The sequence below is a fragment of the Microbacterium sp. R1 genome, from assembly GCF_015159725.1.
Lineage (GTDB): Bacteria > Actinomycetota > Actinomycetes > Actinomycetales > Microbacteriaceae > Microbacterium > Microbacterium oxydans.
In genome coordinates this window covers 224222-247036 of record NZ_JADDUD010000003.1, presented here as the reverse complement: position 1 = coordinate 247036, position 22815 = coordinate 224222, and the positions used below count along the sequence as shown (strand labels likewise).

At 68.7% G+C, this 22815-nt stretch carries 24 protein-coding genes; 6 read left to right on the top strand and 18 right to left on the bottom strand.

The window, feature by feature from the left end; genetic code table 11:
• Positions 1–17 precede the first annotated feature (17 nt).
• The 8 genes from ILP86_RS15025 to ILP86_RS14990 form a co-directional block, all read right to left on the bottom strand.
• On the bottom strand, positions 18–1823 hold the full coding sequence (locus ILP86_RS15025) for a cell wall metabolism sensor histidine kinase WalK (RefSeq protein WP_046748787.1): 1806 nt from the start codon (positions 1821–1823) through the stop codon (positions 18–20).
• Complete coding sequence (locus ILP86_RS15020) at positions 1820–2167, bottom strand: response regulator transcription factor (RefSeq protein ID WP_046748786.1); 348 nt, start codon at positions 2165–2167, stop codon at positions 1820–1822. Before ILP86_RS15020 ends, ILP86_RS15025 begins: the two co-directional genes overlap by 4 nt.
• The gene (locus ILP86_RS15015; RefSeq protein ID WP_170224283.1) at positions 2164–2307 is read right to left on the bottom strand and encodes a hypothetical protein; all 144 of its coding nucleotides are present in this window, start codon (positions 2305–2307) and stop codon (positions 2164–2166) included. Before ILP86_RS15015 ends, ILP86_RS15020 begins: the two co-directional genes overlap by 4 nt.
• Positions 2304–3791: a glycosyltransferase gene (locus ILP86_RS15010; protein ID WP_061018595.1), complete on the bottom strand. Its 1488-nt coding sequence runs from the start codon at positions 3789–3791 to the stop codon at positions 2304–2306. The genes ILP86_RS15015 and ILP86_RS15010 overlap by 4 nt, the downstream gene beginning before the upstream one ends.
• Positions 3791–4504 carry a PHP domain-containing protein gene (locus ILP86_RS15005; RefSeq protein ID WP_113681650.1) on the bottom strand — a complete coding sequence of 238 codons (714 nt, stop codon included), beginning with the start codon at positions 4502–4504 and terminating at the stop codon, positions 3791–3793. Before ILP86_RS15005 ends, ILP86_RS15010 begins: the two co-directional genes overlap by 1 nt.
• Positions 4501–5490, bottom strand: a complete 990-nt coding sequence (locus ILP86_RS15000) for an ATP-grasp domain-containing protein (RefSeq protein ID WP_061018599.1) — start codon at positions 5488–5490, stop codon at positions 4501–4503. Before ILP86_RS15000 ends, ILP86_RS15005 begins: the two co-directional genes overlap by 4 nt.
• The gene (locus ILP86_RS14995) at positions 5490–6533 is read right to left on the bottom strand and encodes a response regulator (protein ID WP_193762335.1); all 1044 of its coding nucleotides are present in this window, start codon (positions 6531–6533) and stop codon (positions 5490–5492) included. Before ILP86_RS14995 ends, ILP86_RS15000 begins: the two co-directional genes overlap by 1 nt.
• 143 nt (positions 6534–6676) lie before the next feature.
• Complete coding sequence (locus tag ILP86_RS14990) at positions 6677–6991, bottom strand: DUF2277 domain-containing protein (protein ID WP_061018604.1); 315 nt, start codon at positions 6989–6991, stop codon at positions 6677–6679.
• Between the two features lie 165 nt (positions 6992–7156).
• Between ILP86_RS14990 and ILP86_RS14985 the strand changes: the two genes are divergently transcribed.
• Complete coding sequence (locus ILP86_RS14985) at positions 7157–7609, top strand: hypothetical protein (RefSeq protein WP_193762334.1); 453 nt, start codon at positions 7157–7159, stop codon at positions 7607–7609.
• 65 nt (positions 7610–7674) lie between these two features.
• Here ILP86_RS14985 and guaB read toward each other — a convergent pair whose 3' ends face one another.
• On the bottom strand, positions 7675–9177 hold the full coding sequence (guaB, locus tag ILP86_RS14980) for an IMP dehydrogenase (protein ID WP_193762333.1): 1503 nt from the start codon (positions 9175–9177) through the stop codon (positions 7675–7677).
• Between the two features lie 252 nt (positions 9178–9429).
• Here guaB and ILP86_RS14975 point away from each other — a divergent pair, with 252 nt between their 5' ends.
• From ILP86_RS14975 to ILP86_RS14960, 4 genes are read left to right on the top strand one after another with little or no spacing between them, the layout of a single operon-like run.
• Positions 9430–10779, top strand: coding sequence for a branched-chain amino acid ABC transporter permease (locus ILP86_RS14975; RefSeq protein WP_371861869.1), 1350 nt, complete (start codon positions 9430–9432; stop codon positions 10777–10779).
• Positions 10780–10784: 5 nt separating this feature from the next.
• Complete coding sequence (locus ILP86_RS14970) at positions 10785–11762, top strand: branched-chain amino acid ABC transporter permease (protein ID WP_058631857.1); 978 nt, start codon at positions 10785–10787, stop codon at positions 11760–11762.
• Positions 11763–11802: 40 nt separating this feature from the next.
• Positions 11803–12828, top strand: coding sequence for an ABC transporter ATP-binding protein (locus ILP86_RS14965; RefSeq protein ID WP_374706397.1), 1026 nt, complete (start codon positions 11803–11805; stop codon positions 12826–12828).
• Positions 12825–13598 (top strand): ABC transporter ATP-binding protein, encoded by a 774-nt coding sequence (locus ILP86_RS14960; protein ID WP_046747417.1) that lies wholly within the window; start codon positions 12825–12827, stop codon positions 13596–13598. Before ILP86_RS14965 ends, ILP86_RS14960 begins: the two co-directional genes overlap by 4 nt.
• 92 nt (positions 13599–13690) lie before the next feature.
• Here ILP86_RS14960 and ILP86_RS14955 read toward each other — a convergent pair whose 3' ends face one another.
• From ILP86_RS14955 to groES, 3 genes are all read right to left on the bottom strand, one after another.
• Positions 13691–14947 carry an ABC transporter substrate-binding protein gene (locus ILP86_RS14955; protein ID WP_193762332.1) on the bottom strand — a complete coding sequence of 419 codons (1257 nt, stop codon included), beginning with the start codon at positions 14945–14947 and terminating at the stop codon, positions 13691–13693.
• A gap of 144 nt (positions 14948–15091) precedes the next feature.
• A complete protein-coding gene (gene rarD, locus ILP86_RS14950; protein ID WP_058631858.1) occupies positions 15092–16021 on the bottom strand; it encodes an EamA family transporter RarD in 930 nt (309 codons plus the stop codon).
• 182 nt (positions 16022–16203) lie between these two features.
• Positions 16204–16500 (bottom strand): co-chaperone GroES, encoded by a 297-nt coding sequence (gene groES, locus ILP86_RS14945; RefSeq protein WP_017203655.1) that lies wholly within the window; start codon positions 16498–16500, stop codon positions 16204–16206.
• A gap of 164 nt (positions 16501–16664) precedes the next feature.
• On the opposite strand from groES, the gene ILP86_RS14940 reads away from it, so the two are divergent.
• Complete coding sequence (locus ILP86_RS14940) at positions 16665–17864, top strand: class I SAM-dependent methyltransferase (RefSeq protein WP_218867818.1); 1200 nt, start codon at positions 16665–16667, stop codon at positions 17862–17864.
• Positions 17865–17871: 7 nt separating this feature from the next.
• On the opposite strand, the gene ILP86_RS14935 is transcribed toward ILP86_RS14940, so the two are convergent.
• From ILP86_RS14935 to tsaB, 6 genes are read right to left on the bottom strand one after another with little or no spacing between them, the layout of a single operon-like run.
• Positions 17872–19044, bottom strand: coding sequence for a hypothetical protein (locus ILP86_RS14935; protein WP_193762331.1), 1173 nt, complete (start codon positions 19042–19044; stop codon positions 17872–17874).
• Positions 19028–20131: a hypothetical protein gene (locus tag ILP86_RS14930; protein WP_193762330.1), complete on the bottom strand. Its 1104-nt coding sequence runs from the start codon at positions 20129–20131 to the stop codon at positions 19028–19030. Before ILP86_RS14930 ends, ILP86_RS14935 begins: the two co-directional genes overlap by 17 nt.
• A 4-nt stretch (positions 20132–20135) precedes the next feature.
• Positions 20136–20627 carry a hypothetical protein gene (locus ILP86_RS14925; protein ID WP_058632723.1) on the bottom strand — a complete coding sequence of 164 codons (492 nt, stop codon included), beginning with the start codon at positions 20625–20627 and terminating at the stop codon, positions 20136–20138.
• Entirely contained in the window at positions 20624–21691 is a 1068-nt protein-coding gene (tsaD, locus tag ILP86_RS14920; RefSeq protein ID WP_046747410.1) for a tRNA (adenosine(37)-N6)-threonylcarbamoyltransferase complex transferase subunit TsaD, read from the bottom strand. Before tsaD ends, ILP86_RS14925 begins: the two co-directional genes overlap by 4 nt.
• Positions 21688–22176, bottom strand: a complete 489-nt coding sequence (gene rimI, locus ILP86_RS14915; RefSeq protein WP_058632722.1) for a ribosomal protein S18-alanine N-acetyltransferase — start codon at positions 22174–22176, stop codon at positions 21688–21690. The genes tsaD and rimI overlap by 4 nt, the downstream gene beginning before the upstream one ends.
• Positions 22173–22811 (bottom strand): tRNA (adenosine(37)-N6)-threonylcarbamoyltransferase complex dimerization subunit type 1 TsaB, encoded by a 639-nt coding sequence (gene tsaB / locus ILP86_RS14910; RefSeq protein WP_046747408.1) that lies wholly within the window; start codon positions 22809–22811, stop codon positions 22173–22175. Before tsaB ends, rimI begins: the two co-directional genes overlap by 4 nt.
• Between the last annotated feature and the right edge of the window lie 4 nt (positions 22812–22815).

Genomic DNA, 22815 nt, shown 5'->3' with positions numbered 1-22815 from the left:
CCCTCACGGCGGGGGCTTCACTCGGCGCGACTCAGACTCGTCAGCACCTCGGTGCGCGGAGCGGCAGGCAGGAAGAAGCGGAACTCCGTGCCGACACCCTCCTTGCTCGTCACGTCCATCGTCCCTCCGTGCGCGAGGACGATGGCACGGGTGATCGTGAGACCGAGACCCACTCCGGGTACCGCGTTGCGCGTCGCGGTCGACGCACGGAAGAAGCGGGTGAACAGCATCCCCTGTTCGTCCTCCGGTATCCCGACCCCGGTATCGGCGATCGAGAACTCCACGCCGCCGTCGACCGCGCGCACTCGCGCGGTGACCTTCCCGCCGCGAGAGGTGAACTTGATGGCATTGGAGAGCAGGTTGTCGATGGCCTGCCCCACTCTTCCGGCATCGACGAAGACGGGCATCGCCGCAGGACCGACCTCCGCGACGAGTTCGATCCCTTCCCGCTGCGCATGCGGACCGGCCGACACCACCGCGGATCGCACCAGCGCGGCCGCATCGGCCTCATCGCGCTCGAGGGGGAATCGCCCGGACTCGACCTGGGCGGTGAACAACAGGTCGCCGACGAGATTGAGCAGACGCTGCGCGTTGCGCTCGATGATGCCGACGAACTCCTGCTGGTCCTCCGTGAGCGGCTGCCCTGGATCGTTCTGCAGCAGGTCCAGGAAGCCGATGATGGCGCTGAGGGGTGTCCGGAGCTCATGGGAGATCATCCCGACGAACTCGTCCTTCATCCTCGCGACCTCGACGGCCCTGGTCTCGTCTGTCAGCACGAACAGATATCCCTGCTGCGCGCCCGCACCGTCTTTGTGGGGAGTGACCGTCACACGTGCGGGAACCGTCGTCCCGCCTGCGGTCACGACCTCGATGTCCCCGTCGACGGGGACACCGGCGTCCGCCTGTCCGAACAGAGCCTTGATCCCCGGGTCGAGTTCGGCGTAGCCGGCGGGCATGTCGCCGGACGGCGCGGAGTGCTCCGCCGTGTCAGCCGCCAGCATCGAGAGCACGGCGGTCGAGAAGAAGCGATCGATGCGCACGTCGTCGAGAGCCTCGTCGACGGGAAGTCCGAGCAGGCGCACCGCTCCCGGGTTCCAGGCCGTCACGATACCGCTGCAGTCCGTGGCCACCACGGCCTGCGCCGTTATCGACGACCACAGGCTCTCGAACGAGTCCAGCAGCTCCCGGTACTGGTGCTCCTTCTCGCGCAGCTGCACGATCATGGCCACGTTCTCGGACAGCGCTCTGGTTCGTTCGGCGACGAGCTCCTCCGCCTGTTCCACGCGCATCCGCTGCTGCCGCGCGAGCTGGTTGATCACGGCCGCCACCGCCGAGAACACGAGCGGGCCCACCACGCCCCGCAGCCACTCGACCGAGGTCGCGGGTGGCGCGGTGACGTACGGCATCAGCAACGCGATCGACGTGAGCCCGCCGACCACGAACACCCAGCGGATGCCCGGGGCGGCGGCCAGCCAGACCACCGGGAGGAGCACGAGTGATGAGAAGAGCGATGTCGCTCCCCCGGTACCCGTGCGGAAGAGTCCGAGGCCGATGATGTCGACGATGGGGATGAGCAGGAGCGCCCATCCCTCGTGCACCCCGCGGGCCGTCAGCACCGCGGCGAAGGCCGTGGCCGCGAGCACCAGGATGATCCCCGCCACGGCCGGTGCGACGTGCGTCATGGGAAGGTCGGGAACCCACCAGGTGAGGAGCGCCGCGATCACCGTCGCGGTGACCGTCGGCGCCTGCTTGAGCAGCGGGCTCGGGTTGTCGAAGACCTGATACCAGCGGTTCTCCGCGCGATCGAGCGGCGTGGCCCTCATCGCCGCACGCCCTCGACGATCGCGTGCAGCTCGGAACCCGTGATCGGCTTGGGGAGCGCGGCGTCCGCCGGCGGATAGTCGGTGGCATCGAGCACCGAGCTGATCACCAGGAAGCAGTCGGGGAAACGTGCCCGGACCAGCCGCGCGCACTCCTGTCCCGAGATACCGGGCAGCAGCAGGTCGAGCACGGCCACCACGGGATCGATCTCGGAGAACGCGGCGATCGCCGACTCGGCGTCACGGGCCACGAACACGTCGAACCCCTCGCGGTCGAGATAGCGGCGCAGCAGCGCGGCCTGATCGGGCGCGTCCTCGACGACGAGGGCCAACGGCCTCCCGCTCATCGGAGCAGCAGCTCTCTCACCACGACGATGACGACCACCACGGCGAGGGCTAGCAGAGCCTGAGGGATCAGACGTCGCTCACGTCGGGCATCCGCGGCGATCTCCTCCACCTCGGCATCGTTCGACGGGGTTGCGGTCATGAGTCGACACGTCCGATCTTCTCGGTCTTGATCCAGGAGGCATCGGCGCGACGCCACTCCTTGATGTAGGAATCCACGGTGATGGCGCACAGTAGTGAGCCGTACCCGCAGACGTAGAGCAGCAGCCCCGCGAAGAAGCGTCCGCCAGGGAGCGGCTCCACCGCCCGGGCGAGCCAGATCCCCAGCATCGAGATCGGTCCCCACAGGTAGAAGATCACCGCCCACATGATGCGGGCCTCGTGCGTCACGGGCAGCCCGAGCGCGAGCAACGCGGACTCGAACAGCTGCGGGAAGATCGCGATGGCCATCAGGATCAGGGCACCGAGCCCTGGGAACATGATCGCCTCGCGCCAGGACTGTCTGCCGATGCGGGGATCCAGCTGCACCGAGTAGAGCATCGAGTAGATGTAGATGCAGGCCGCCGCGATCCACATGAAGCGGAACACGAACTCCGCGATGTCGCTGTGCAGCAGGAGGAGCGCGAGCAGGCCTGCCGCCGCGAGCAGCATGAACGCAGGGAGCAGGAGGATCGTGAACCAGGCGAGCCCGAAGCCGAAACTGCCCAGGTTGTGGTCCCGGCTCGGGCGGAACCACAGCTTTCGGTAGATCGAGGTGAGCTGCACGTTGCCGCGCGCCCAGCGCAGACGCTGCTTCCACAGGCTGTCGATCGTCCGCGGCTCCTCGGCCAGCACCACGGCATGCGGCTCGAACACCATCCGGCGTCCCTTGAGCTGGCCCTCGAACGTCGTCATGGTGTCCTCGGCGAGGGTTCCCGTGGGGATGCGTCCGCCGATGGCTTCGAGGTTCGCGCGCGAGTGCAACTGGGCGCCGCCCGCGAGGCAGGCGATGGCGCCGCCGACGTTCTGCACCCGACGTGCGGAGAGCTGACCGATCACGTACTCGATGGCGATGAAACGCGTGAGGTAGTTGCGGTCGCGGCTGCCCTCGGCGATGTAGGCCGTCACGGCACCGACCTTCTCGTCGGCCAGGTGGCGGGTGAGCTTGCGCAGCGAATCACGGGCGAAGATCACATCCGCATCCATGATGAGCACGGCCTCGGCCCACGTGTCGGCGAGGATCACGTCGAGACCGTGGTTGAGCGTGTGCGCCTTGCCCTCTCCCCCCTTCTCGCGCCGCAGGTGCACGACGCGGCCGGGGTGGGCCGCTGACGTGGCGGCGACGACCTCGGGGGTGTCGTCGGTCGATGCGTCGTCGACGACGAAGACCCGCAGGCGTTCAGCCGGATACTCCAGCTGCAGCAGCCGTTCGATCGCGGGGCCGATCACCGCACCCTCGTTCCAGGCGGGGATGACGACGGCGACGTTCGGGTGGTACGGCGCCGCCTTGCCGTAATGGTTGCGGAACGCATGCAGCGGAAGGATGAGGAACTGCAGGCCGGTGTTGACCACCGGCAGCGTGCCGACGAGGATGCAGAGCAGCAGGAGGATGACCAGCACGGTCTCCAGCCAGGTGAGATCGGCCATCAGGAGACCGCCACCGCGTCGAGCAGCGGGAGGATCCTCGAGTACCGGCCCACCTCGGCGGCGTCGTGGCTGTCGGTCGAGGCGACCACCGTGCCGCCGGCACGGCGCAGCGCGGCCAGCGCATCGACCCCAGGGCAGCCCCACTTCTCGTTCACTTCGACGAGGGTGTCGGTGTCGGCGGCGGTGCGTGCCCAGGCATCCGCGCGCTGCGCACCCAGGTCGGCCTCGGACAGACCGATCTTCGGCAGGATCGAGAAGCAGTGCGCGAGCTGGTTCCCCGGGTAGCGCCGCATCGTGGCGATGAGCGCCTCGACGAACTGATCGAGAACGTCGTCAGCGGCCCATCCCGCGGCCATCCGCTCCCGCACCGCGGTGGGTCCGAGCGGACCGTCCGCCCCCGGGAACTGGTGGTCGGCGATGAGGATCCGATCGATGCCGTCGGGGAGGGTCGGGATGTCGAGAGTTCCCCCGACGTCGAGGATCTTCGCCTCGACACCGGTGAGCACCGTGAGCCCGTCCGGCACCCGGAGCACCCGCACCGCAGCGAGGTACTCCGGCACCCAGGTCGTGCTCTGACGCACGTGGTCGACGAGGCGCACCGTGGTCAGTCCCGCTGCGGCCGCAGCCTCGACGTTCTGTGCGAGTGTCGAGACCGCATCGTCCGAGAAGGTGGAGTGGACGTGGTGGTCGCCGCGGAGCAGCGCGTGGCTCACAGTTCCTCCTGATGCCCCGCATGGTCGGAGACCAGCACATCGTCGATCTCCACGATCACATCCTCGAGGAAGCGCACGGAGGCGACCTCGCGGAACGGGATCTGCACGGGAAGCTCTCGCCCCAGGAAGAGGTCGGCCACGAGCGACGGGATGTCGACGCCGGCCGCGATCGTCAAAGGCAAGGCGCCGGGGAAGCGAGGGTTGACCTCGAGCAGCACCGCACGACCCGTGCGATCGCGCCGCAGCTGCACGTTCGCGACGCCGACCAGTCCGATCGCGCGGGCGATCGATGCCGCCGTCTCCTCGAGTTCCGCATCGCGGACCGTGCGTCCGGCGATGGCGACGCCGGAGTCGACCCTGGCTCGCGTGCGGGGTACCGCGGCCACGACGGCCCCGGTGGCATCCGCGATGACGTCGACGGAGTACTCCTCCCCCGGAAGGAAGTCCTGGACGATGAGTCCCTCGTCCGTCGGCAGGGCCTCGAGAGCAGCACGGTCGGGCACGAGCCGCACGCCACGGCTCCCTGCACCCTGACGCGGCTTGGCGAAGACCGGGAACTCCCACTCGACGGCCTCGGCATCACGCCCGGCGAGGACGGTGCGCGGGACGCGACCGGTCGACGCGCAGCGTTCCGCGAGGGCGAGCTTGTCGAGCGCGGTGTTCAGCGTGTCCTCGGACGGCGCAGCCAGCACGGCGGGTGCCAGCTCATCGCGCCGTCCCGCGAGGGCGATGAGCTCGACGTCGACGGTCGAGATCACCAGATCGAGGCCGTCGTCCGCCACCATGCGCGCGATCGCCGGCACGAAGTCGTCGTCACGTCCCGGTGGCACGAGGCGTCGCTGCTCCGGGGGCACCAGGTAGATGCCGCTCGCCCAGCCGTCCATGTCCGCGGCGAACACGGTCAGGTCCGAGCGGCGGAGCAGCGACCGGATCACGGCCACTCCCGCCGGACCACCGGCACCGGTCACCAGCACGCGCTTCGTCATCAGCTCTCCCGTCGTGTGAGCTCGCGGGCGCCGATGAACTCGGCGGTCTCCCGCACGACCTCGAGCGGTTCGACGGCCGTTCCCCCACCGAATCTCGACCAGTACCGCGCTGTCGCCGTGACGAACTCGGGCGCGAGGTAGTCGCGGCTCGCCGTCTGCGAGCCGAAGCGTTCGAGGAGCCGCAGCTTCTCGTCGAGGTACTGGTCGATGCGCACGAACCTCGTGGGCCGGAAGTCGATCGTCGCCGACGGACTCTGATAGCACGCGACGGTACCGACCCGACGCGTGGCCACGACGGTCGCCTCGCTCACGGCACGGTGATCCTGGTGCCGGTCGTGCGGCGAATGCGTGTAGACGATCGTCGGCTGGATCTCCTGCACGACCTCTTCGATGATGCGCACCGTGGATCCCCCTCCGGAGATCTCGGTGTCGATGAGGTCCTTCAGGAAGAGGCGGGCGCCCAGCATCTCCGCCGCTGCGAGGGATTCGTTCTGCCTGCTGTCGGCGTCCCCGCCCCTGGCACCGCGGGAGAGCGTGAGGATCGTGATCTCGTCCTGAGCCCTGGCGTGCGCGGCGAGCAGTCCACCGACACCGATCTCGACATCGTCCGGATGTGCGCCGATCGCGAGCACCCGCTCCGGTGTGCGCGCTTCCGCTCGGCGGCGGTGCCCCTCCTCGACCAGACGGGTGACGGCCTCCACGAGCTTGCCGTTGTCGAGCGGTTTGGTCAGGAACTCGTCCGCCTGCGCCCGCAGGGCCGAGACCGCGTACTCCACGGAGACGTGGGCGGTCATCACCACGACAGGCACCGACGGAACGATGCGTCGCAGCTCGGCGAGCAGCTCGAGGCCGCTCAGTCCCGGCATCTCGATGTCGGTCACCACGACGTCCGGCCGCACCTCCGCGACCCGATCGATCGCGACCTGTCCGTCCTCGGCGACGTCGACGATGCACGCGGCACGTCGCTCGAGCACGGTCTTGACGAGCAGGGCGACGTCCGGATCGTCGTCGACGACGAGAACGCGAGGAGAGTCCTCAGGCATGTGTACGGCTCTCCTTGGGGAGGTTCCCTGACCGATGGGGATCGGCGGCGCGATCTCGGGGCCTTCAACACCGGGACCGCAGGGAAAGTCGAGCGGGGTATGACGATTCTGGCATACGCCGCCGCCATTGCGACGGTATGCGCCTACGCTCCTGCGCGGGCGGCGCGCTTCTCCTCCTGGAACACCCGGATCGCCTCGTACCGCTCGGCCGAGCGCGCCCGTCGCTTCGCCGCCTCGTCCTCACGATTCTTCGGAGGTGCGGTGGTGACGAGCTCACCCAGGAGACGGTCGACGACAGCCGCGATCTCGTCGACCGCGCTCTCGAAGACGGCCTGGTTCGCCCGCGACGGCGCCGTGGTCCCGGCGATCTTGCGCACGAACTGCAACGCCGCATCGTGGCATTCCTGCGCGGTCGCAGCGGGCTCGAGGTTGTTCAGCGGGATGATGTTGCGGCACATACCCGCACGCTACGCCGCACGGCGGGTCGACGGAAGAGTCGCGGCGTCTCCCCGCCCACCGGGGTCGGACCGACGACAGGGGATGGTGCCGCCGAGGGCCGCTCGCTACGCTCGGGGCTATCCGGGCCGCCAGTGCGATCCCCACCCCCGTCGACAGGACAGACCATGACGAACCCGCCGTTCCCCGAACCGCCCGCTGCCGACTCCTCGACCCCGACGACACCGCCCGCTGCCCCTCCCGCTCCGCCGACCGCAGCCCCGGCCTGGGAATCCGCACCGACAGCAGCCCCGGCCTATCCGGCGCCCACGGCACCGGCGTACCCGCAGCCGGAGTTCACGCCTCCCGGTCGCGTCCTGTCGATCGTCGGTCTGGTCCTCGCCTTCCTGGCGGCGCCGATCGGACTCATCCTGAGCATCGTCGCCGCGGTGAAACTCGGCAAGACCGGGCAGACGAAGGGGCTGGCCATCGCGGGCATCATCATCGGCGCGATCCTGACGATCCTCGGCATCATCGGGATCATCCTGTCCGTCACCGTCTTCGCCGCGATCTTCGGCACGTGCGCCGAGCTGGGCGCCGGCGTCTGGGAAGTCAACGGCGTCACCTACACCTGCGGGTGACCGCAGCGGCGTGACACGAAGAGGGGCCGGATGCGATGCGCATCCGGCCCCTCTTCGTGTCACGCCTACTTCTTGTAGTTCGGCGCCTCGACCACGATCTGCACGTCGTGCGGGTGCGACTCCTTGAGCCCTGCCGAGGTGATGCGCACGAACTTACCGCGCGTCTTGAGCTCCTCGATCGTGCGCGCTCCGACGTAGAACATCGACTGACGCAGCCCGCCCACCAGCTGATAGGCGACCGCGGCGAGCGGTCCGCGGTACGGGACCTGGCCTTCGATGCCCTCGGGGATCAGCTTGTCGTCGCTCGGGACATCGGCCTGGAAGTAGCGATCCTTCGAGTACGAGGTCTGCTTGCCGCGCGTCTGCATCGCGCCGAGCGAGCCCATGCCGCGGTACTGCTTGAACTGCTTGCCCGACTGGAAGACGATCTCGCCCGGCGACTCGTCGGTTCCGGCGAGGAGCGAGCCGAGCATCACGGCGTCGGCACCGGCGACGAGCGCCTTGGCGATGTCGCCCGAGTACTGCAGACCACCGTCGGCGATGACCGGAACGCCTGCGGGACGAGCGGCGAGCGAAGCCTCGTAGACCGCGGTCACCTGCGGAACGCCCACGCCGGCGACGACGCGGGTGGTGCAGATGGACCCGGGGCCGACGCCGACCTTGACCGCGTCGACTCCGGCATCGATGAGAGCCTGAGCGCCTTCACGGGTGGCGACGTTGCCGCCGATGACGTCGATGTGTGCGAAGGACTCGTCGGCCTTGAGCCGGCGGACGAGGTCGATGACACCCTGCGACTGGCCGTTGGCCGTGTCGACCACGAGGACGTCGACTCCGGCATCGCGCAGCGCCTCGGCACGCTCCCACGCGTCGCCGAAGAAGCCGATCGCCGCGCCGACGCGCAGACGCCCCTGGTCGTCCTTGGTGGCGAGCGGGTACTTCTCGCTCTTGTCGAAGTCCTTGATGGTGATGAGACCGGCGAGCTTGCCGTCGTCGTCGATGAGCGGCAGCTTCTCGACACGGTGCTTCGCGAACAGGGCGATGACCTCGCCTGCGGCCACGCCCACCGGAGCGGTGACGAGGTTCTCCCGCGTCATGACGTCCTTGACGAAGGTGGTCTGCCGCTCGAAGCCGGAGACGAAGCGCATGTCGCGGTTGGTGATGATGCCGACGAGCCTGCCCTCGTCGTCGACGACGGGGAGGCCGGAGATGCGGTACTTCGCGCAGAGGTTGTCGACCTCTTCGACCGTCGCATCCTGCGTCGTGGTGATGGGGTCGGTGATCATGCCGGACTCGCTGCGCTTGACGCGGTCGACGTGCGCTGCCTGGTCGGCGATGGAGAGGTTGCGGTGCAGAATGCCGATGCCGCCTTCACGCGCCATCGCGATCGCCATCCGCGACTCGGTGACCGTGTCCATGGCGCTCGAGAGGAGCGGCGTCGCGACCGAGATGCGCCGGGTGATGCGCGACGAGGTGTCGGCCTCGCTGGGGATGACATCGGTGTGCCCGGGGAGCAACAGCACGTCATCGTACGTCAGTCCGACGAAGCCGAAGGGATCGTGCTGTTCCATGGATTCTCCTTCTGCGCGAGTCGCGCATGTCCGAGTGCGAGGGGGTGGTCGACGTCGGCCGGTGCGGGGCCGCGGCCCGTATGAAGATTCTAAGCGAGACACGCCCGAGAACATTCCCAGAGCCGCGTCGTTACCGGACCGTTGGCACCGACCGTAGGTGAATCGGCGATGGCGCATTACGCTCAAGTGCGTCGTCCATCTCTGCGGACAAACCCGAGATCGCAGAGACACAGCACTCAAAGTGGAGGTTGCGTGGGACCCACAACACTCGCCGTGCAGCGAAAGCGACCCTGGGTGGTCGCCTTCCTCAGTATCCTCATGGCGCTCACAGCGTTCCTGTTCCTGCCCCCGTCAGCGGCCTCGGCCGAGACGACGGACGACGGGCAGGAGGTCACCGACTTCTACTTCGCCGGCGTCGTGACCTTCGACGACCAGCCGGTCGAAGGCGTGGTCATGACCATCGAGGGCAAGGGCTTCGACGGCGAGACCGAGACCGATGCCGACGGCAAATGGCGCCTGTACGTGCCCGAGAAGGAGAAGTACACCCTCACGGTCGATGAGTCGACGCTGCCGGACGGCGTGATCGTCGATGCGACCCAGCTTCCGGAGGGCACCCAGCCGATCGCCGGGACCACGGCCTCCTTCGAAGTCGAGTTCGGCCTCACCGGGACGAAGATCATGAACCTCTTCCTCGGCGAGGGGCAACGGGTCACCGTCTCCTTCGTCGACCAGCTGCTCTCACGCCTCGTCGGCGGACTGAACTTCGGACTCCTCCTGGCTCTCGCCTCGATGGGCGCTGCCCTCATCTACGGCACCACGCGCCTCTCCAACTTCGCGCACGCCGAGATGGTCACGTGGGGCGGCCTCGTCGCCCTCGTCACGACCACGTTCTGGCACCTTCCTCTCTGGCTCGGCATCGTCGCAGCCGTCATCGGCGGCGGCCTGTTCGGCTGGGCGCTGGATGCCGGGATCTGGCGTCCACTCCGCCGGCGCGGTCTCGGTGTCGTCCAGCTGATGATCGTCAGCATCGGGCTCTCGCTCGCGCTGCGATACGCGTTCCAGTTCATCATCGGCGGAGGCACATATCAGCTCCCCGGTGCCAGCCCCACCCCGATCCAGTTCGGGCCGATCTCCCTGTCCTACATCGACATGATCGCGATGGGTGTGAGCATCGTCGTGATCCTGGCCGTGGCCTTCTTCCTGACGCGCACCCGCATCGGCAAGGCCACCCGCGCGATCTCCGACAACCCGCAGCTCGCTGCCGCGTCCGGGATCGACGTCGACCGTGTGATCCGTTACGTCTGGATCCTCGCGGGAACGCTCGCCGCCATCTCCGGCATCCTGTGGGCGTACTTCCGCCCCGGTGTGAAGTGGGACATGGGGATGCAGATGCTCCTGCTGATCTTCGCCGCGATCACCCTCGGCGGCCTCGGCACGGCGTTCGGCGCTCTGGTCGGATCGCTCATCGTCGGCATGGCTGTCGAGGTGTCGACGCTGTGGATCCCGTCCGACCTCAAGTATGCGAGTGCTCTCGTGATCCTCATCCTCATCCTCCTCGTGAGACCTCAAGGGCTGCTCGGACGCAGGGAAAGGTTGGGCTGATCGCCATGGACTTCGGAAGCATCTTCTCGAACACGGCCGTCTACCTGTTCAGCCCGGTCACCATCGCCTACGCGCTCGCGGCGACCGGCCTCGCCGTGCACTTCGGATACGCCGGACTGCTCAACTTCGGCATGGCGGCGTTCATGGCGATCGGCGGCTACGGCTACGCCATCTCGGTGCTCAGCTTCGGCCTGCCGTGGTGGATCGGCATGCTGATCGGCCTGGTCGGCGGCGCCCTCTTCGCCGTGCTCCTGGGCATACCGACGCTGCGGCTCCGCGCCGACTATCTCGCGATCGCCACGATCGCCGCGGGCGAGATCGTCCGTCTCCTCTTCACCACGCAGGTGTTCGACGAATGGACCAACAGCGCCGACGGCCTCGCCCAGTACAACGGCGGATTCCGCGACGCGAACCCCATCCCGCCGGGGACCTACGGGTTCGGACCCTGGACGTACAGCGCGAACGACCTCTGGAACCGCGTGTTCGGCGTGATCGTCCTGGTCATCGCCATCCTGCTGGTGTGGGCGCTGATGCGCAGCCCGTGGGGCCGCGTGCTCAAGGGCATCCGCGAAGACGAGGACGCCGTGCGCTCGCTGGGCAAGAACGTCTTCGCCTACAAGATGCAGGCGCTCGTCGTGGGTGGTGTGATCGGTGCCGCGGGTGGGATCGTCTTCGTCCTCCCCTCCGCGGTCGTCCCCGGCAGCTACTCGACGTCGCTGACGTTCTTCCTGTGGACGATCCTCCTCCTGGGAGGCGCGGCCACGGTGTTCGGACCCACGCTCGGTGCGGTGCTCTTCTGGGTGGTGTTCGCCTTCATGGCCAACCTGCTCCCGTCGATGGCGAAGGCCGGGCTGCTGCCGATGACCGACAGCCAGGCGTCGACCCTCGTCTTCGTCTTCGTCGGCATCGCCCTGATGCTGCTCGTGATCTTCCGCCCGCAGGGCATCCTCGGAGACAAGAGGGAGATGACCTTTGTCAAATGAACTGACCCCGGAACAGGTCCCCGGCTCGGCGGACGCCGCGGTGACCGCGGCTCCCTCCACGGGGAGCATCCGACGCCCGAAGACCACCGGCCTGACCAAGGGTGAGGTGAAGCCCGGAGTCGCGAAGGTCGATCCGATCCTCGTCGTCGACGCCGTCCAGCGTCGCTTCGGAGGCCTGACCGCCGTCGACGTCGATCACCTCGAAGTCCCCCGAGGAGCCATCACCGCGCTGATCGGCCCGAACGGAGCAGGCAAGACGACGCTCTTCAACCTGCTCTGCGGATTCGACAAGCCCAACAGCGGCACGTGGTCGTTCGACGGCACGAGCCTCTCCGGGGTGCCGTCGTTCAAGGTGGCCAGGATGGGCCAGGTACGCACGTTCCAGCTCACCAAGTCGCTCTCGCTGCTCACGGTGCTCGAGAACATGAAGCTGGGCGCTCCGCATCAGCGCGGTGAGGGATTCTGGTCCAGCCTGTTCCCTGTCCTGTGGAGGGCACAGGACAACGAGATCGAGGCCAAGGCGCGCGAACTGCTGACGCGCTTCAAGCTCGACGCGAAGGAGAAGGACTTCGCCGCGGCCCTCTCGGGCGGCCAGCGCAAGCTCCTCGAGATGGCCAGGGCGCTGATGAGCGACCCGACGCTGGTGATGCTCGACGAGCCCATGGCCGGCGTCAACCCCGCGCTCACGCAGTCGCTCCTCGACCACATCCTCGACCTGAAGGAGGAGGGCATGACCGTGCTCTTCGTCGAGCACGACATGCACATGGTGCGTCACATCGCCGACTGGGTGATCGTGATGGCCGAGGGGCGGGTCGTCGCGGAGGGCCCTCCCGACGAGGTCATGGAGAACCCGGCTGTCGTTGACGCGTACCTCGGTGCACACCAGGACGTGGACCTCGGCGCCGTCACCGGACGTATCCCGGTACTCCCCGATGCCGCCGCCAGCAGGCTCCGTGAGGAGATCGAAGCGGAAGCGGAGGCCGAGCTCGAGGCGACCGATCCGGTTCCCGGCACCGCTACCGATACCGATACCGATACCGATACCGAGGGAAAGGGCACCGCATGAGCGGGGAAACGCCGACCGATGCAGCGACGAGCGCGGCTCAGGACGATGTCGTCGTGAAGCTGACCGACGTCCATGCCGGCTATCTTCCCGGTGTGAACATCCTCAACGGTGCCAACCTCGTGGCGCGGCAGGGAGAGCTGATCGGGATCATCGGTCCGAACGGGGCGGGGAAGTCCACTCTCCTGAAGGCCATCTTCGGGCTCGTGAACGTGCGAAGCGGCGACATCACGGTGAAGGGTGAGAGCATCGTGGGTCTGAAGGCCGACAAGCTCGTCCGGCGCGGAGTGGCCTTCGTGCCGCAGACCAACAACGTCTTCCCCTCGCTGTCGATCGAGGAGAACCTGCAGATGGGGCTGTACCAGAACCCCAAGATCTACGACGAGCGACTCGAGTTCGTCACCGGCATCTTCGCCGAGCTGGGCAAGCGCCTCAAGCAGCGCGCCGGTTCGCTCTCCGGTGGTGAGCGGCAGATGGTCGCCATGTCCCGTGCCCTCATGATGGACCCGTCGGTGCTGCTGCTCGACGAGCCGTCGGCCGGCCTCTCCCCCGTGCGACAGGACGACGCGTTCATCCGGGTCTCCGACATCAACAAGGCCGGTGTCACGACGATCATGGTGGAGCAGAATGCTCGACGCTGCCTGCAGATCTGCGACCGAGGGTACGTCCTCGATCAGGGCAAGGACGCGCACGAGGGAAGTGGCAGGGACCTGCTGAACGACCCCAAGGTCATCGGTCTCTATCTCGGCACGCTCGGCACCGACGCCGCCTGAGCGGCGAGCGAGAAGCCGCGAGCGAGAAAGCCGCCGACACCACGACAAAGGCCCCGGATCGGATCCGGGGCCTTCGTCGTGTGATCGTCTGATCAGTTGGTGCGGGTGATCATGTTGTCGGCACCGTACTTGTAGATGCCGATCGACGCACCCTGCGGGTCGCCGGCCTCATCGAACGTGACGTCACCGGAGTAGCCGTCGTAGTCGGCCGTGCTGCCGTCGTTGATGATCTTGGCGCAGTCGGCGAAGCTGGTGCACTTCTTGCCGTCACCGGAGCCGCCCGACACCTCCTGCATCTTGGCCGCGATGTCCGCGCCGTCCGTCGAGCCGGCGGCCAGGGAGGCCAGCGCCACGAGGATGACGGCGTCGTACGCCTCAGCCGCGTAGGTGAAGTCCTTGACCTCGGCGTTGCCCTCACCCGTCCAGAAGTCCTGCAGACGCGAGGTGAAGTCGTCGGCGAGTGCGGGGCCGGCCTTGGTTCCCTGCGCGCCCTCGAGCGAGACCGGGATCTCCGAGCCGTAGTCGGACAGGTTGCCGTCGACCATGTAGAACTTGTCGGCCGAGATGCCGGCGTTCACCAGCAGAGGCGCGATGGTCTTGAACTGGTCGAACGACACGATCGCGACCGCGTCGGGGTTCTGCGCCTTGATCGTCTCGACCTGGGCGTCGAACTGCGCGTCGCCGACGTTGAACGACGCCTCGGCGACGACCTCGCCGCCGGTGCCCTCGAAGGTCTCCTTGATCGCCGCGTCGAGGCCCGTGCCGTACGCGTCGTTCTGGTAGATGATGCCGAGCGTCTTCGCGCCGTCCTCGGCGATGAGGTTGCCGAGCACCTCGCCCTGCAGCAGGTCGCTGGGGGCGGTGCGGAAGTACAGACCGTTGTCATCCCACGTGGTGAAGTCGGGCGAGGTGTTCGACGCGGAGATCTGGAGGATCCCGGCGCTGACGTTGCCGTCGAGGATGAGCTTGGAGACACCGGATGCGGCAGCTCCGACGATGGCGGAGACGCCGGCGCCCTGCAGCTTGGTGATCGAGGTCTCGTAGGCCTTGGTGTCGGTGTCGCCCTCGTCTTCGGCCGTCAGGTCGATCGTGATGCCGGCGGCCGCGTCGTTGACCTCCTGGACGGCCAGCCCGACGCCCGACTCCATGGGCGGGCCGAGGAACGCCAGCGAGCCGGTCTGCGGAAGCAGCGAGCCGAGCTTGAGCGTCAGATCGGCTGCGGGCTTGTCGCTGCCGCCGCTCTCCCCGCTCGGAGTGCTGCTGCAACCAGCGATGACGATGGCGGATGCACTGACCAGTGCGATCCCGGCGAAGACCTTCGCTGTGCGCGAGCCCTTCAATGCGTTCATGATGCTCCCTTGCGTAACTGAACGTGGATTGTGACCACAATCGGGTGCTCTAACACTAGGGCGTGAGTATCGCGCACAGGGGGTGCAAGTGTCTCGGTGCGTTAACGATCCGGGACCGGGTTCCCTGACCCGTGGTCCTCGGGATCAGGCGGCCTCGACCCGTGGAATCCTGCGCCCTCGTCGCGCGGCGAGCAGGAGGTCGACCACGAAGACGCCGATCGCGATCCACACGATGATGAAGCCGGCCCAGCGCTCGGCCGGCATCGGCTCGTGCAGCACCAGGACCCCGATGAGGAACTGCATGACGGGGGTGATGAACTGGATCATGCCGATCACCGTGAGGTTGATGCGTCGGGTTCCCGCGGCGAAGAGCAGCAGCGGAACGGCCGTGGCGACACCGGCGAAGGCCAGCAGCAACGCGTGCGCCCACCCGTTCGCGCCCATCGTGATGCCCGACGTGAGCGCGACGATGATCAGCTGCGCCACCGCGATGGGGATCAGCCAGAACGACTCCAGAGTCAGGCCGCTGATCGCATCGACCGCAGGGCCGATCTTCTTCTTGATGAGCCCGTACACGCCGAAGGACGCGGTCAGCGACAGCGCGATCCACGGGAACTGCCGGTAGGCGACGACGATCACGATGACGGCGATCGCCGCGATGGCGATGGCTGCCCACTGCAGTCGGCGGATGCGCTCCTTCAGCACGAAGACACCCAGCAGCACGGTCGTGATCGGGTTGATGAAGTACCCCAGGCTCGTCTCGACGACGTTGCCGCTGAGCGTTCCGATCAGGAACACCTGCCAGTTCACATAGATCAGCAGACCCGCCAGCGCGGTCAACCCCAGCAGCTTCGGCTGGCGGATGATGACGCCGAAGGCCACCCAACCGCGCGTGACGGTGAGCAGCAGGACGCAGAAGACGAAGGAGAGCAGCACCCGCCAGGCCACGACCTCCCACGGACCCGTCGGAACGAGGAGGAGGAAGTAGAGGGGAAGCACGCCCCAGAGGAGGTACGCCCCTCCGGCGTAGGCGACTCCGGCGGTCTGCGTGGCGCGGGTCGTCTCTGGGGTCACCGCACAACCCTATGCCCGCGGCGAGGATGCGGACCGCGACGGCTGAGCCTCCCGGCGGAGTTTGGCAGGAAAGGGATGCACGCTGGCGGACGCAGAAGGGGGCCCGGATGCGAGACGCATCCGGGCCCCCTTCGAGGACCTCACCCTGCCCCTCATGAGAGGCGGGGAACAGGTTCAGCAGATCAGCGGACGACGACCGCCAGGACGTCGCGAGCCGACAGGACGAGGAACTCGTCTGCGCCGAACTTCACCTCGGTGCCGCCGTACTTGCTGTAGAGCACGCGGTCGCCGACGGCGACGTCGAGCGGAACACGGTTGCCGTTGTCGTCGATGCGGCCGGGGCCGACCGCCACGACCTCGCCCTCCTGGGGCTTCTCCTTGGCGGTGTCGGGGATGACCAGGCCACTCGCGGTGGTCTGCTCGGCCTCGACCTGCTTGATGACGATGCGGTCCTCGAGCGGCTTGATGGAAACCGACACGGTCTACCTCTTCTTTCTTGACGCTGACACGAAAGACTTGTTCGCACTCTCAACCCGAGAGTGCTAATCCAGTCTAGGCGCTCGGCTGGCACTCACGCAATGCGAGTGCCAGTGAGCGACGCGGTTCGACTCGAGGCGCGGCCGATTAGGCTGAGACCGTGGAGATGTCCGAGCTGCGCGCCCTGCTCACCCCCGAAGGTCTCGAGCTTCTCGACACGACCGGTCCCATCGAGTCGACCACCGAGGTCGCGCGAGCGGTGTCGCGGCTGCGTGCGGCCGGCCACTCCCCCGACCTCGTGTCCGCCGTCGTCGGGCAGGCGCACCTGCGGTCGAGGGCAGCGACGAAGTTCGGCCCCTTCGCCGCCCGCATGCTCTTCACCAGGGCCGGCCTCGAGCAGGCGACGCGGCTCGGTGTCGCGGCACGGCACGCCCAGCGCATCCGTCAGTCGGGCTTCACCCGTGTAGCCGACCTCGGCTGCGGTATCGGCGGCGATGCGCTCGCCTTCGCCGGAGCCGGACTCCAAGTGCACGCCGTCGACGCCGACGAGGTCACCTCCGCCATCGCGGCATACAACCTGGCGCCGTTCGGCGACGACGCCGCGGTGCGGCACGAGACGGCGGAGGAAGCCCTCTCCAGACTGGACGACGGGGACGCGGTCTGGATGGACCCGGCCAGACGCACCTCCGGGCACAGCGAGACCAGGCGTGTCTCCGCCGACGACTACTCCCCCTCCCTGGACTGGGCGTTCGATGTGGCCGCACGTCGCCCGACCGGCATCAAGCTCGGACCGGCTCACGACCGCGACGCACTGCCCGCCGATGCCGAGGCGCAGTGGGTGAGCGCCGACGGCAGCGTGGTCGAACTCGTCGTGTGGAGCGGATCCCTCGCCCGAGAAGGAGTGCGCCGCGCGGCACTGGTGATCCGCGGCGAGCGCTCGCACGAGCTCATGGCTGCGGCCGACACCGCCGATGAGCCCGTGCGCGAGCTCGGCGCCTTCCTGCACGAGCCGGACGGGGCGGTGATCCGCGCGCGGCTGATCGGAGAGGTCGCCCGCAGTCTCGACGCCGGCATGCTCGACGAACACATCGCCTATCTGACATCCGACGCAGCCCTGACCAGTCCGTTCGTGCAGTCCTTCCGCGTCAGGGAGACGCTTCCGGCGAGCCCCAAGGCGATCAACGCCGCGCTCAAGGCGAACGATGTCGGACGCCTGGAGATCAAGAAACGCGGAGTGGATGTCGATCCCGCCGCCTTCCGGAAGAAGCTCACGCTGCGCGGAGACCAGGACGCGACGCTGATCCTCGTCCGTATCGGCGACCAGCGCCGCGCGATCCTCGCCGACCGGGTGCCCGCGGCGAGCTGACGTCCGCTCAGCCGTCCGGATCGCGGCCCGGCGGTTCGACCACGATGGGGTCACCGGGTGGGGCCTCGACCCGGACGATCTCGCCCGGGCCTCCCTTCCCCGGCGATGCCTCGGTGATGACGAGGTAGGGCGTCTGCCACCTCGTGAACCTCGCCGCGAGAGTCGAGGTGCCGATGAGCGCACCGTCTCCGCCGTCGACGCGGTCGATCCGCGTTTCGAGACCGGACTCGACGGCGGCGGTGGAGGCGGCGCAGGTCATCGCATCGACCGCATCGACGATGAGGCACTTCTCGACGGTGCCCAGATCCGACACGCGGTCCCCGGTCCACACCGGCAAGGTGCGGAAGGAACCGACGATCTCGAGGGACGAGACGAACCCCTCGCCGGCCAGCTCCTCCGCGCGTGACCGCTCCGCACCCGCGAACTGCGACGGTGAAGAAGACGTCATCGGCCAGCGTTCCAGGGTGACGATCGGCTCCCCCGTCGTCGAGAGGAGCATCGAGGCGCTCACCGCCTCCACTCCGCGAGGGGTGTCACCGCTGTCCTCCATGGGGACCGGGATCGTCGCGCTCAGGCCGCGCCCGATGCTGTCGACCGGGAGGCAGGTCGACTGCGACTGCGCGCCGACGTCGAGGATCAGGCACCGGATGCCGGCCTCCTCACGGGTCGCGTACCAGGCCAGCGCATCCCCCTCTCGCGCGAGGGGCACGACCGAGCCGGGATCGAAGTCGGCTGCGGCGAGCGCGTCACGGCGGTCCTGCTGCACCGCCGTCAGCGTGACCTCCGGCGATGGCGGCGCGAACACCGCCCAGCCGATGCCCACTCCGGCCGCCAGCAGCAGGACGGAGACCACGGGCACGAGCACGGGGAGCCGACGCAGCGTCCGGGCGAGGATCTCCCGCCGGCGCGGCACGTCGCTATCGGAGGGCGGCTCGGTCCCTTCACCGACGACCGGCGCTGCCGCTGAGGCGACGTCGGCCGCGGGTTCGGGCGGCGCTGGCCGGGAATCGTCATCCGGTGCGGGAGCCGAGGGGGCGGGTGACGAGGGGGCGGGTGACGCTCGCCGTGCATCCTCCAGCTCACGCAACCGCCGCAGCTCCCCCTCGGTCGCGGCGCCGTCGCGGCCGTACGCGCGGCGCTGGAGCTGTCGCAGTTCGTCGGCGTCATTCTCCGGCAGCACCGTCAGCACCTCCTTCGCGCGTGATCATCAGAGAGGAGTGCCCGTTGCTGGCGGTCGGAAGCTCCAGGCGGACGACCTCACCGCTGGGCTCGTCCACCACGTTCAGCACGAGGGTGGCGCTCTGCTCCTGCATCGTGAGCGCATCGGCGCACACCCGGGGGAACGCCGCGTCCGAGCCGTCGTAGATCAAGCAGGTCTGGAAGCCGTCGAGCTCCATTCCGGTCCACACCGGCACATCGCCGTCATAGCCGACCACCCACAGCGAGTTGATCTGGAACCCCTGATCCGCGATGCGCTTGGCCTTCTCCGCCTCGTCGGCATTCGCCCACGTCATCCCATTGGTGGTGCCCGGTCCGAACTCCGCCACGTTCGCGGCGACGGCAGGCTCGCCGGAGGCCGTGAACACCATCTGCACGTTGAGCTCGCGGCGGGTGTCCGCCTTCGACTCGAGCGTGACCGCGCCGAACAGTCCCGTCCTGCCCACCGTCTCGGTGCGCTCGCAGCTGGGCAGTGCAGACGGCGAGGTCGCCACGAGCAGGCAGGTGATCGCGGCGGCATTCTTCGTCGCCACCCAGATGACCGCACCTTCCTCGACGGCGAGGGCGCGCAGCGAGCCCCGGTCGTAGTTCCCGCTGGCGAGCAGGGAGCTCTGCCACTCCTGCTGCTCCGGACTCAGGGCGACGGTGGCGGGCCCGGACCCGCCGGACAGCACCCATCCGAGCCCGACGCCGACCAGCACCAGCGTCGCGACGGCAGCGGCGAGCGGAAGCCAGCGCGTACGCAGCCATGATCTCTGCGGTGGCCGACCGGAGCCGCCCGAGTCTCCCGGGTCCATGCCGGTCGTCGTCACATCGCCGTCGGTCGAACCCGGCAGGTCCTCTGTCTGAGGCTCCTCGTTCCCTGTCTCCGGCGTCGAGGCTGCGACAGGAGCTCCGACGGGCGGATCCGCGACCGCGGGCGTCGGCTCGGCACGGCGCCGCTCCAGTTCGCGCAGTCTGAGCGCTTCGGCCGCCGTGAGCGATGCATCGCGACCGTACGCCCGCGCCTGCAGTGAGCGCAGCTCGGCGAGCTCGGCCGCGTCCGACATCGGTTCAGCCGAGCCGCTCGAACTGCATGCCGGCCCAGACCAGCCAGCCCAGGCTGTAGACGGTCGCGCAGAGCCCGAGCACGAGCGCCCAGCGCGCGATCGCACGGTTCTCGACCGGGCGACGCAATGACATGATCGCCGCGATGACCGCCACCACTGCGACCGGAATCCCCCACCCCACGAAGAACGACGCTCCGAGCGCCACGATCGCGGCCACCAGCGCCCACGGCGCCAGTCGGGTGTCGTCGATCGACACGGTCCCGGTGGACGGCTCCCACTCCGTCTCCTCGGGGGCGTCGATGTCCGGTCCCGTCACGACGACCGGTTCGATTCCCACCGGGCCCGTGGGCAGGCGGGTGTAGCCGTCGCGCCGCGCGCCGGGAAGGCGGGCGGTTCCCGCGGGGTGCTCCACCTCGTCGCTGGGGCGCTCGATGCGAGCCGCCGGCGTCGGGGGCGGGGCCGGCTCCGCGTCGGGAGCGTCGGGGGCGGCGCTCATGCGGGCACCGCCTCCGCGACCTGGATCTCCGTCACGGGAAGCGTCGAATCCGCCCCGAAGGCGAGCGTCGACGGCGGACGCCCGGAAGAGATGAGCTCGGCGGCGAGTGCGGCGATCATCGCCCCGTTGTCGGTGCAGAGCGAGAGCGGGGGGATGCGCACGGTGACGCCAGCGGCGTCGGCGCGCTCGAGCGCGACATCGCGCAGCCGTCGGTTCGCGACGACCCCTCCCCCGAGCAGCAGGCGGGGGACGCCGAGATCGGAGCACGCGGCGAGGGCCTTCGTGACCAGCACGTCGACGACGGCCTCGCGGAAGCTCGCGGCTACGTCGGCGACGGGCACGTCGATCCCCTCGGCCTCGCAGCGCTCGACCCAGCGGGCGACTGCCGTCTTGAGCCCCGAGAACGAGAAGTCGTACCGGTGCTTCGCCAGGTCGGAGGCCCGCGACAGTCCGCGGGGGAACCGGATCGCGTGCGGGTCGCCGGTCGCCGCCGCCCGATCGATCTCCGGCCCTCCCGGGTACGGGAGCGACAGCAGCCGAGCGACCTTGTCGAAGGCCTCGCCCGCGGCGTCGTCCATCGTCTCCCCGAGCAGCTCGACGTCTGTGGTGAGGTCTCGCACGTGCAGCAGTGAGGTGTGCCCGCCCGAGACGAGCAGGGCGATCGTCGGGTATTCGAGCGGCGCGGAGTCGGCCGTGAGGATATCGGCCGCGATGTGCCCGACCAGGTGGTTCACCGCGTACAGGGGCTTGTCGATCGAGACGGCGAGGCCCTTCGCGGCGCCGACACCGACCATCAGCGCGCCGGCGAGCCCTGGCCCGCTGGTGACCGCGACGGCATCGAGGTCGGCGAGTCCCACCCCCGCTTCGGCGAGCGCGGCGTCGATCGAGGGCTGCAGCGCCTCGAGGTGCGCCCGCGCGGCGACCTCGGGAACGACGCCGCCGTAGCGCGCGTGCTCGTCCATGCTCGAGGCGATGGTGTTCGACAGCAGGGTGCGCCCACGCACGATGCCGATGCCCGTCTCGTCGCAGCTCGTCTCGATGCCCAGAACCAGCGGTTCGCTCATGCCTTCGCCTCCTCGTCCGCCGCGGAGGGCGCCGCATGGTGCCGCAGGTGCATTCGCATCACGATCGCGTCGACGCCATCCGGCTGATAGTAGTGCGGGCGGCGGGCGATCTCCTCGAAGCCCTCGGCACGGTACAGCCCCTCCGCGGAGGGGTTGTCGGCCCTGACCTCCAGGAAGACCTCTCGCGCACCACGCTCCGCCGCCGCGGCGAGCAGAGCGCGCAACAGGGCGCGTCCTCTCCCGTGTCCCCGATGTTCGGCGAGCAGTGCGATGGTCTGGATGTCGGCGTCGGCACTGCCGAGCAGTGCCCGTACCCCGCCGTAGCCGATGACCTCGCCGTCGTGCTCGTCGACCAGATACCGGCCGTGCGGGCTGACGAGTTCGGCGACCATGGTCTCCGAGCTCCAGGCATCGGTCGGGAAGGACCTGTTCTCGATCGCCATGATCGCGTCGAGGTCATCTGCTGAGGCGTCTCGAAGGGTCATGTGCCCACCTTCTTCGGGGCACCGGGGAGCGTCACATCAGGGTGCCGCATGTACAGGGGCTCCTCCCCGGCGAGCGTGCGGCCGGCCGCGAGAGCCCGCGCGCCGACCCGTGCGAGGTCCGTCGCGGACAGCGTCGACACATCGATGCGGCGGATGCCGTCGAGGTGGGCATCCGCGTCTGCCGCTCGGACGAGCACGGTGTCGGCGACCACAGCGGGGATGCCGTCGTCGTCGAGACCATCGAACACGGTGATGGCGACCTCGCGTCGGCGCGCGTCGGTCACGATCGCGAAGGGTGCGGTCTCGGTGTCGAGAGCGGTGAGGGCTGCCGCGACGTGGCTGGGGACGGGGACGACGGGGAGGTCGCGGCCGAGGGCGAAGGCGCGCGCGGCGGCGATGCCGATGCGCAGGCCGGTGAACGGCCCCGGCCCCATGCCGGTGACCACGTGCGTGATCTCCGTGTCGCCCGCCCCGCCGGAAGCATCGCCCGCCTCGCTGAGAACTTGCACGAGCAGGTCTCCGATGACCTCGGCATGGCCGAGCGGGTCGACGGCAGCCGCTTCGGCACGTCGTTCCCCGTCGGCATCGATGAGGGCGACGGCAGTGCCCAGGGAGGTATCGACGGCAAGGATCACGACT

Excerpts from the sequence above, each read along its gene's own strand:
- ILP86_RS15025 (WP_046748787.1), bottom strand. The coding sequence starts at position 1,823 with ATGAGGGCCACGCCGCTCGATCGCGCGGAGAACCGCTGGTATCAGGTC.
- ILP86_RS15020 (WP_046748786.1), bottom strand. The coding sequence starts at position 2,167 with ATGAGCGGGAGGCCGTTGGCCCTCGTCGTCGAGGACGCGCCCGATCAG.
- ILP86_RS15015 (WP_170224283.1), bottom strand. The coding sequence starts at position 2,307 with ATGACCGCAACCCCGTCGAACGATGCCGAGGTGGAGGAGATCGCCGCG.
- ILP86_RS15010 (WP_061018595.1), bottom strand. The coding sequence starts at position 3,791 with ATGGCCGATCTCACCTGGCTGGAGACCGTGCTGGTCATCCTCCTGCTG.
- ILP86_RS15000 (WP_061018599.1), bottom strand. The coding sequence starts at position 5,490 with ATGACGAAGCGCGTGCTGGTGACCGGTGCCGGTGGTCCGGCGGGAGTG.
- ILP86_RS14995 (WP_193762335.1), bottom strand. The coding sequence starts at position 6,533 with ATGCCTGAGGACTCTCCTCGCGTTCTCGTCGTCGACGACGATCCGGAC.
- ILP86_RS14990 (WP_061018604.1), bottom strand. The coding sequence starts at position 6,991 with ATGTGCCGCAACATCATCCCGCTGAACAACCTCGAGCCCGCTGCGACC.
- ILP86_RS14985 (WP_193762334.1), top strand. The coding sequence starts at position 7,157 with ATGACGAACCCGCCGTTCCCCGAACCGCCCGCTGCCGACTCCTCGACC.
- guaB (WP_193762333.1), bottom strand. The coding sequence starts at position 9,177 with ATGGAACAGCACGATCCCTTCGGCTTCGTCGGACTGACGTACGATGAC.
- ILP86_RS14970 (WP_058631857.1), top strand. The coding sequence starts at position 10,785 with ATGGACTTCGGAAGCATCTTCTCGAACACGGCCGTCTACCTGTTCAGC.
- ILP86_RS14960 (WP_046747417.1), top strand. The coding sequence starts at position 12,825 with ATGAGCGGGGAAACGCCGACCGATGCAGCGACGAGCGCGGCTCAGGAC.
- ILP86_RS14955 (WP_193762332.1), bottom strand. The coding sequence starts at position 14,947 with ATGAACGCATTGAAGGGCTCGCGCACAGCGAAGGTCTTCGCCGGGATC.
- ILP86_RS14940 (WP_218867818.1), top strand. The coding sequence starts at position 16,665 with ATGTCCGAGCTGCGCGCCCTGCTCACCCCCGAAGGTCTCGAGCTTCTC.
- ILP86_RS14930 (WP_193762330.1), bottom strand. The coding sequence starts at position 20,131 with ATGTCGGACGCGGCCGAGCTCGCCGAGCTGCGCTCACTGCAGGCGCGG.
- ILP86_RS14925 (WP_058632723.1), bottom strand. The coding sequence starts at position 20,627 with ATGAGCGCCGCCCCCGACGCTCCCGACGCGGAGCCGGCCCCGCCCCCG.
- tsaD (WP_046747410.1), bottom strand. The coding sequence starts at position 21,691 with ATGAGCGAACCGCTGGTTCTGGGCATCGAGACGAGCTGCGACGAGACG.
- rimI (WP_058632722.1), bottom strand. The coding sequence starts at position 22,176 with ATGACCCTTCGAGACGCCTCAGCAGATGACCTCGACGCGATCATGGCG.